The organism is Gilliamella sp. Nev5-1 (genome assembly GCF_001690895.1).
In the GTDB taxonomy this organism is placed as follows: domain Bacteria; phylum Pseudomonadota; class Gammaproteobacteria; order Enterobacterales; family Orbaceae; genus Gilliamella; species Gilliamella apicola_C.
The window spans coordinates 1-7,621 of the sequence record NZ_LZHO01000090.1 but is presented as its reverse complement, the minus strand read 5'-3'; the positions used below and the strand labels follow the sequence as shown (position 1 = coordinate 7,621).

11 protein-coding genes, 1 tRNA gene and 1 pseudogene are annotated in these 7,621 nt (G+C 35.6%); 3 read left to right on the top strand and 10 right to left on the bottom strand.

The window, feature by feature from the left end:
- From A9G41_RS13000 to A9G41_RS12995, 3 genes and pseudogenes are all read left to right on the top strand, one after another.
- Positions 1–1,017 (top strand): annotated as a pseudogene (locus A9G41_RS13000) (IS1182 family transposase); the annotation flags it as partial.
- A gap of 204 nt (positions 1,018–1,221) precedes the next feature.
- The gene (locus A9G41_RS14120) at positions 1,222–1,437 is read left to right on the top strand and encodes an Arm DNA-binding domain-containing protein (protein WP_335340074.1); all 216 of its coding nucleotides are present in this window, start codon (positions 1,222–1,224) and stop codon (positions 1,435–1,437) included.
- A gap of 599 nt (positions 1,438–2,036) precedes the next feature.
- A tRNA-Cys gene (locus tag A9G41_RS12995) sits at positions 2,037–2,110 on the top strand.
- 80 nt (positions 2,111–2,190) lie between these two features.
- Here A9G41_RS12995 and A9G41_RS12990 read toward each other — a convergent pair.
- The 10 genes from A9G41_RS12990 to A9G41_RS12945 form a co-directional block, all read right to left on the bottom strand.
- Complete coding sequence (locus A9G41_RS12990; protein ID WP_065581720.1) at positions 2,191–3,213, bottom strand: integrase; 1,023 nt, start codon at positions 3,211–3,213, stop codon at positions 2,191–2,193.
- On the bottom strand, positions 3,197–3,421 hold the full coding sequence (locus A9G41_RS12985; RefSeq protein ID WP_065581719.1) for a DUF4224 domain-containing protein: 225 nt from the start codon (positions 3,419–3,421) through the stop codon (positions 3,197–3,199). The genes A9G41_RS12990 and A9G41_RS12985 overlap by 17 nt, the downstream gene beginning before the upstream one ends.
- A gap of 2 nt (positions 3,422–3,423) precedes the next feature.
- Positions 3,424–3,642 carry a hypothetical protein gene (locus tag A9G41_RS12980; protein WP_065581718.1) on the bottom strand — a complete coding sequence of 73 codons (219 nt, stop codon included), beginning with the start codon at positions 3,640–3,642 and terminating at the stop codon, positions 3,424–3,426.
- Positions 3,643–3,702: 60 nt separating this feature from the next.
- Complete coding sequence (locus A9G41_RS12975) at positions 3,703–4,077, bottom strand: Lar family restriction alleviation protein (protein WP_075539784.1); 375 nt, start codon at positions 4,075–4,077, stop codon at positions 3,703–3,705.
- Between the two features lie 11 nt (positions 4,078–4,088).
- Complete coding sequence (locus A9G41_RS12970) at positions 4,089–4,448, bottom strand: hypothetical protein (RefSeq protein ID WP_075539783.1); 360 nt, start codon at positions 4,446–4,448, stop codon at positions 4,089–4,091.
- Positions 4,449–4,473: 25 nt separating this feature from the next.
- Entirely contained in the window at positions 4,474–4,719 is a 246-nt protein-coding gene (locus tag A9G41_RS12965) for a DUF3850 domain-containing protein (RefSeq protein WP_075539782.1), read from the bottom strand.
- A 105-nt stretch (positions 4,720–4,824) separates the two neighbouring features.
- The gene (locus A9G41_RS12960) at positions 4,825–5,316 is read right to left on the bottom strand and encodes a class I SAM-dependent methyltransferase (RefSeq protein ID WP_065588211.1); all 492 of its coding nucleotides are present in this window, start codon (positions 5,314–5,316) and stop codon (positions 4,825–4,827) included.
- A gap of 138 nt (positions 5,317–5,454) precedes the next feature.
- Complete coding sequence (locus tag A9G41_RS12955; protein ID WP_075539781.1) at positions 5,455–6,198, bottom strand: BRO-N domain-containing protein; 744 nt, start codon at positions 6,196–6,198, stop codon at positions 5,455–5,457.
- A gap of 252 nt (positions 6,199–6,450) precedes the next feature.
- Entirely contained in the window at positions 6,451–6,945 is a 495-nt protein-coding gene (gene ssb, locus A9G41_RS12950) for a single-stranded DNA-binding protein (protein WP_075539780.1), read from the bottom strand.
- A 70-nt stretch (positions 6,946–7,015) separates the two neighbouring features.
- Positions 7,016–7,621, bottom strand: a 606-nt coding sequence (locus A9G41_RS12945) for a ribonuclease H-like domain-containing protein (protein WP_075539779.1), incomplete at its 5' end; no start/stop codon positions are given.

Sequence of the window (7,621 nt, the reverse complement as noted above, 5' to 3'; positions counted from 1 at the left end):
TACTCACCTAAAAGCAAATGCCAATAAAGGCAAAGCACGTAATGAGCAGCGTATTGTTGAGCCCAGTCAATATATTGATGCGCTTAATCAAGCCATCAACGCAGAAAGAGAATTAAACGGAAAAAAGCCTTAAAGCCATCGACGGTAGAGAAATACAAGGAGGTTAAAGTCAGTACAACAGATCCGGACAGTGGCTTTATGCATCGGGAAGGCAAGCCTAAAGGGTTCTTCTACTTAGATCACCGAACGGTTGATGGCAAACATAATTTAATTACCGATACCTATGTCACAGCTGGAAATATCCATGATCCCCAGCCTTACATGGCTCGATTAAAACGCCAGTTAGAGCGGTTTGGCTTTAATCCGGTTGGTGTCGGCCTTGATGCGGGTTATTTTACGGCTCCCATTTGCCATTTACTGCTGGCAGAGCAGATATATCCGGTGTTGGGTTATCGTCGTCCCACCCATGGTGCGAATCCCATCAGAAAAAAGCAGTTTATCTATAACAGTCAAAACGATACTTATACTTGCCCAAACGGGCAAACATTAATATATAAAACTACCAGCAGGGAAGGTTATCGTCATTATCATTCTGATGCAACAACCTGCAAAATCTGTCCGTTATTGTCACAGTGTACACAGAGTAAAAATACACAGAAAGTCATCACACGGCATATCTGGGAAGCAGATAAAGAGAAAGCCAACGAGATTCGTTTAAGTCAGTGGGGTAAAAAAGTCTATGCTCGGCGAAAAGAAACCATAGAGCGCAGCTTTGCTGATGCTAAACAACACCACGGACATCGCTATGCACGATTTAGAGGAAGAGCACAGGTTCAAATGCAGTGTTTATTGGCCGCAACGGCTCAAAATATCAAGAAAATAGCGATAAAGCTATTTTTGTTACGTTTTTTTAAGCTATTTTTTAATTTATTTAATAAAATCCAAATTAAAAAGCCTATTTATGGTTTAAATAAAAAAATAAACCCCGAATTATATCGAGGTTTGTCATCAATCTGAAGCCTTGTATAACAAGGCTTTTTAGCCTCAATCAATCTTATATCTTCTCATTTTAGCTTATATTTTTTGTCGGTAATGTTGATAGTATTAACGTTTGATATAAACATCTTATCAAAAGTACCGACAATGCTGACGGTATCGAGGTGTTTTATGTTAACAGAAACAAAGCTAAAATGAATAAAACCTAAAGATAAGTAGTATAAAATTCCAGACCCTGACTGTTTGTATGTTGTAGTATTAAAAACGGAGACAATAGTGCTTCGTTATGATTATCGTATTAACGAAAGAAGAGAAATAATGATGTTTGGAAAACAGGGTGAAATTTCACTATCTGAAGCTAGAGATAAATTACTAGAAGTTAAAGAATATTGGCAAATAATATTTCTCTGCGAGGGAAAGCAACTTAGAAAACCATCATGAATAATGACGTGTTTGGTTATTGACTAGAACGTTGGTTTGCGGATGTTGATTATACAGATAGAACGCATGATGTTACTAGCGGGATAATTAATAGAGATGTTGCACCGAAATTCGAAAAGTTATTATTGTCGGAAATAACGCTTGATGTATTACGGTAATATTGTGAGAAGTTAAAAGCAAGAGTGCTAGTTACGACAGTAAGCGCGCGATATTAATTAGTATGTTTTTTACATATGCAAAGACGAGAGGGGCTCTAATTATGAAAATTCTGCCGATCATGAGAAAGGGGCATCAATAGCTACTTTTTTGCTGTACTATTTTAGGTGGTAGTTACACTGCTTAAAGTTATTTGATAACATAAGGAATATTTTGTAATTTTTATTATTTACATCATTGTTATAAGGCTGTAATTATTATTAATTAACTTTGAAGATTATTTTTATTTAAATATATTGAACCACTAGATTTTTTGCCACGAATAATTAGGTTATAAAAAAATAAGTTAAAAACAACGTGATTGCTGTAATTATAATCTATTTAATCTTGACGATTATTCAAGGCAGTGCTACTATTTACAGCCTATTCAGACAGACCACTAAGGCGCGTTGGCAGAGTGGCCATGCTGCGGATTGCAAATCCGTCTACCTCGGTTCGACTCCGGGACGCGCCTCCATTTATAATAAGTAAAATCAATAAGATAAAATATTGTAATTTTAAAATCATCAACACTTAGAATTAACTTAGAATATACAGTTAGAATAAATCTTCTTTTTTGGGTGGGTTTAACGTCGGTGTTATTTTCACTTTTCGGTCATATGTATTAACCTGAGCCTCGGTCTTATGACCACTAAATAGCTGTTTATCTTTAGTTGCTCCGTCGTAGTCCGAAATAGCTTTAGCTTTGATATCGTGAAATGTGCAATTGATTTTTCTGCCCAGCTTTTCTTCTGCTTTTCGCTTTGCATCTAACCAATATGAATTAAATGTCTTCTGGATTAGCTTACCTCCTGATTTATTTTGTAGCACGAGAGAGTCGGGGGAGGATGGGGGGAACAGTTTTTTAGCTAAATTAATTGCGTCCATTAGTCGTTCTGTCCATTGTTTGATTTGCCGTTTTCCTGTTTTGCCTTGTTTTATGTAAATACCCTCTTTAAGTATTTGGCTGTGCTTAAGTTTAAATATATCACCCTCCCGAACTGCGCACAGATACGATATTTCCATGGCCACTTTTAGTATATCGATCGCTTCATCATAAATTGTGTAATACTCTATGTCTTCAATATATTTATCTCTCGCTTGAATGCTGAATTTTTTAACCCCAGAACACGGATTTATTTTGCAATACCCACGCTCATAGCCCCAGCCAAACGCCACCGACATATAAGATAATTCGTGATTTGCCTGTACTTTGCTTTGCTCACCCCTGATATCCATGTAGCGTCTTATATGTTCAGGTCTAATATTATTAACGTTTATATGTCCAAAAACAGGTAATATTTTTTTAGCTCCTCGCAACTTATCTTCTTGTGAGCGTGATGACAGTTTATGAAAAGCAGCGCTATTTAAGTGCGTACTCCACAGTTTACTAAACGTCATTTCCTCTTTTTGTTCAGCAATAACGCCCTCATACTTTGCCCATAGTTCCACCATGCTCATATTTATCGAGCCTAGTGTGACGGTCTTGTTTTCTCTTGTTTTGAGGTAGTATGAATATTTATTTTTTGATACACGAGGAGGGAGGATATTGTCTTTTTTGTCTTTACGGTTCCTTGCCATTTAAAGCTCCAAAATCTGGCTCTTGTTGTTGTTTTTGTTCAACGATTACCTTTTGATTCAATGATGAACGTAGAATTATTGGCTTACCAAGCAAATTGACATGAAAGCAGAACTTGTTTTCTCTTAACCATTTTATCTGTAACTTTTTTCTTTTTTTGCCTGTTAACATATGTAGTTCATCATCTGTTAATATAATTGATTCACCCATGCTTATACCTCTTTATTAATAATAATGCCTCTTGCTGTTCCTTTGAGCACTTTTATATATCCTTTTTCCTGTAAGGATTTTAAAAAAAGTTCTATTGTATTAGCCGACCTGTAATTAAGAATTTTAGCCATCTCTGAGCGAGTGGGTGGGTAGTCATTGGCATCAATAAACCCTTTTATTGCGTTTAATACACGTTTCTGTTTTTCTGTTAACTCTAACATTATTTACTCCTATAATTTTCTCATCTCTCATCAATAAATAAACTACGTAATTGTCTGTATTTATTCATGTTTTAACCTTAAGCTATCAGCAAATGCTAGAATTTCAGCTTTATATTGTTTTTGTGGCGGAAAATCACTACCGACAACTCCGATGTATGTTTCGTTATCAGCTTTTTTTACGGCTTCTTCAATAGCTTGCGCTTTAATTTCGTTGATATGTTTTTGTGATTTGCTGATTCTTGAATTCCAAGCCAAAATTGCTTTATTTTCAGTATCTTTTTCGCAACCTCTTGCATTACAATCATAGCAAACCACAGCGAAACAAATAGCATCTCTGAGATGCTCAGGAATATCTTCATTGAGTCTATAATCAATCTCATCAATGAATAAATATTCACTGCCGCAAAACGGGCAAGGTTTTAATTGTTCTGTCATTATTGTTATCCTCATTTAACTGTTACTATCACGCCGTTTTTTATTACAGCACGTAAACCAATACATTTAACTGGTATAGTTCCATCTCCAAGCTTTGTATAAACCGGCAAAATTTCAGCAATTATTTGCTCGTGTATTTCGCTCAAATTTATTCCAAACATGCGCTCTAATATTCTAATGGTTGCATGTTCGCTAACTATTAGTTTGTTATTGCGTGATAGTTCATTTATCTTTGTTTGTACGTCGAGTATTTCATTTTTGATTGAGTTATAGCGATGCTGACAATCTGTTAATTCTGTTTTGACAACGCTTTGCTTCGCTTTTAATTTTTGTAATTGAGTTTGATATTTCTTTAGAGTATTACTATTCATAATTCGCCTAATTCCTCTATATAAATCAGTATATTACGTCAATGCTCAGCATTACATAACCATCCCTCAAATACTCAGCATCATCTAAAATGTGAGAGACAATAACGCTACATTGACGACCTGTACGATTACCGCTCTTGTCAATTTCATACAAATTTAGAATATCCCCGACTTTGTAATTGCGGTCATTGTAGCGAATTTCGGCCTTTTTCTGACATTGAGCAACGTCCATGAAATATTCAGATTTTATTTTTAATTCGTGTGTAGTCATGATTGGTTACCTAATATTTTTCCCCAATTTTGGGGAGAGTTGTTTATTATTTGTACTTTGATTCCCCCGAATCGGTGAATCAAAGATTGAAAAATGTTCGATTAATTATTCATTCTTATATACAAACCCATTTTTTATAAATGTCATCCAGTGCGTATTTGAACGTTTTCCGCTAATGTGTCCAAACACCGGTTTATACTCTGTTAGCGCTAAAATAGATTTAACTGGTATATCTGTTTCATTCCATTTAAATATTAATGTTCCGTTGTTTTTTAGTACGCGAAAACATTCACTAAAGCCTTTTCTTAAATCATCTTGCCAAGTTGACTTATTAAGTTGGCCATATTTTTTTGCTAGCCAACTGCGGCGGCCAACTTTGATTAGATGGGGCGGATCGAAACAAACCAGATGAAATGATTCATCTGAAAATGGCAAATTTGTAAAATCAAGTTGCACGTCTGGATTAATTTCTAACGCTCGCCCATCACATAAAATGTGATTCTCTTTTCGTTTATCGCAAAATAAAACTCGATCATCATGTTTGTTAAAATAGAACATTCTAGAGCCACAGCAAACATCTAGTACTGGTTTATTCATGATTATTTCCTATAGATAATAGAAATAGCACGCCAAATAATTAGCGCAGATATTTTTAATAAATTAATGGAATAGGGTGGTTGTTCAGTGAGTTATTAACAGATTTTGCGGATTAAAAAAGGGCATAATGCCCTTAATTTATAGTTTCTGTAATTGTTTCTTTTCTAGCTGTTGTTTAAACATCGAGGCAACAAAAGCACCGTCGCCAAAATGATCGTGAAGTCTTATACCGAAATTAGACCCCAGCATTTTAAAAACATCGTATAAGCGATTATCTATGTAGAAATCGTTCAACCAAAGCATGTGATGAACTAAACAAATTAGGTTGGTTCTGCTTACCTCAATCACATCTTTTCTTGTTTTTGCAACCCCACCCAACCACTCTATAGCCTCGTCGAACTTACTAGCAAGTAAATCTTGGTAACGTGGTATCTTGAAGTTTTCATAGAATTTAGTGTAGATAGCTTGGTAATGTTCACCAGTCCTGTATGAACGTTCGTTTACCGCTTGTTTGATTGCTTGTTGCTGTTCGGTGCTAATTGTTAATGAATATGAGCCTGTTTTGCGGATTGTGGGTAACAAATCCTCCATAACCCACTCTTCAAAAATAACAGCCTTCTCTTGTTTACTTTTAATAATTAATCTAAATAAATTTGCTTCACTAATATAAATCATTTCCTGATTACCGCCCTTTGTAAGGGTGTACCGTTTTGTTACACCCTTTTCTTTGCAATGTAATTCTATTGCTCGGCGTGAGTTTTTATATTCAAGAATAGAACAAACGTCATTAGCTAAAAACCATATTTGGTTGTTGATTTCAGTAGTGCGAACGGGTGAATTATTGAAGTTAAATGTAAATAAATTAATAGATGTGTTTGACATGATTATATCCTCTTCTTGATTTATATAACCCTAGGTTCAATAGGGTGGTCAGGTGATTGAACCCTGCAAGAAGACAGTCAGCAGTTTTCCCTTTCGGTTTTGTATGTGCTGCTTGCCACCCGACCATAAAATCTGGATATAAAAATACCGCAAATGCTATCGGGTGCGGTTTCCGCTTCTTGAGTGAGGTTCAATCACTTCACTCAATATACAACCCGATAAAATTATTGTCAACACAGATAAATAAAATGCTTATATTGAGTTAATAGTGTGTTTTGGATATTGCAGTCCGATTTTAGCAAACGGAATATTGTCATCGAAATCAATTGGCGGCTCTTGCGTTACTGGTTTTTCAGATTTTGATGCTTGCTGAGTAGTAGTGCTTCCATCGCTGTTATTGCGTGTTGCTAAAATTTGTAAAGTACCACCAATTGGGTTAACTACAACTTCAGTAGTATAACGATCTTGACCTGATTGATCTTGCCATTTTCTTGTTTGTAATTGACCTTCAATATACACTTGAGCGCCTTTTTTGACGTACTCGTTAGCAATTTCGGCTAATTTACCGAATATAACAACTCTATGCCACTCAGTGCGATCACGATTTTCGCCAGTTTGTTTATCTTTCCAACTTTCAGATGTTGCTATACTCAAATTAGCTATAGCGTTACCATTTTGCATGTAACGAACTTCTGGATCTTGGCCTACATTGCCAACTAGAATTAGTTTATTTATTCCACGTGCCATTTTTCTTGCTCCAGTTTTGTTTTATCAACGTCATATACTTTTTCGCTCACTTAAACCTTGCCGGCTGTAATTAACTTGCATTCTGAAATGTCATGCGCTTATGTATTAATCTAACTTTCTCAACGTCGGCAGCACAATAATCTGCAACCTGTTTTATTTTCCCTTCTCGCACCAAATCCCAGACTTTTGAGCCATCGATATCATCGGATTTTGGCTCTATACCAAGCGCCAAACAAACTTCATTTAATGACGCATAATTACGTTTACCTGCCCACTCCGTCATAGAATCAAATATGTACATATTGTTATATGATTTGTTATTTAGCGGTAAAAATGCCGGAGGTATAACATCTAAAACGATTGCGCGCTGATAAATAAATCGAAGATCGAAATTTTCGATATTATGCCCAATAAAATGCGGGGTTATATCTGAACTGGGTCTATAACGCTCAATTAAATCATTAAAAAATGATTGCAATATTTGTTTTTCAGATGATGCCCAGTCATCAAAATAAATTACTCGCACATTCTCATCATTGATTGCATAACCAATACAAACAATTTGACCAAAACCGCCGTTTAAAGCGGTTTTTCGGTAAACAATATCTTTGTGCTCTTCAATCCACGCATCAATCGCCTCTTGTTTCTTGTAATTACTAGGTGGAGTTAAATTATT

What these genes read in the sequence shown, in the direction of transcription:
- A9G41_RS12985 (WP_065581719.1), bottom strand. Translation starts at nt 3,421, where the DNA reads ATGGGTGAATCAATTATATTAACAGATGATGAACTACATATGTTAACA.
- A9G41_RS12975 (WP_075539784.1), bottom strand. Translation starts at nt 4,077, where the DNA reads ATGACAGAACAATTAAAACCTTGCCCGTTTTGCGGCAGTGAATATTTA.
- A9G41_RS12970 (WP_075539783.1), bottom strand. Translation starts at nt 4,448, where the DNA reads ATGAATAGTAATACTCTAAAGAAATATCAAACTCAATTACAAAAATTA.
- A9G41_RS12990 (WP_065581720.1), bottom strand. Translation starts at nt 3,213, where the DNA reads ATGGCAAGGAACCGTAAAGACAAAAAAGACAATATCCTCCCTCCTCGT.
- A9G41_RS12955 (WP_075539781.1), bottom strand. Translation starts at nt 6,198, where the DNA reads ATGTCAAACACATCTATTAATTTATTTACATTTAACTTCAATAATTCA.
- A9G41_RS12960 (WP_065588211.1), bottom strand. Translation starts at nt 5,316, where the DNA reads ATGAATAAACCAGTACTAGATGTTTGCTGTGGCTCTAGAATGTTCTAT.
- A9G41_RS12980 (WP_065581718.1), bottom strand. Translation starts at nt 3,642, where the DNA reads ATGTTAGAGTTAACAGAAAAACAGAAACGTGTATTAAACGCAATAAAA.
- A9G41_RS12965 (WP_075539782.1), bottom strand. Translation starts at nt 4,719, where the DNA reads ATGACTACACACGAATTAAAAATAAAATCTGAATATTTCATGGACGTT.
- ssb (WP_075539780.1), bottom strand. Translation starts at nt 6,945, where the DNA reads ATGGCACGTGGAATAAATAAACTAATTCTAGTTGGCAATGTAGGCCAA.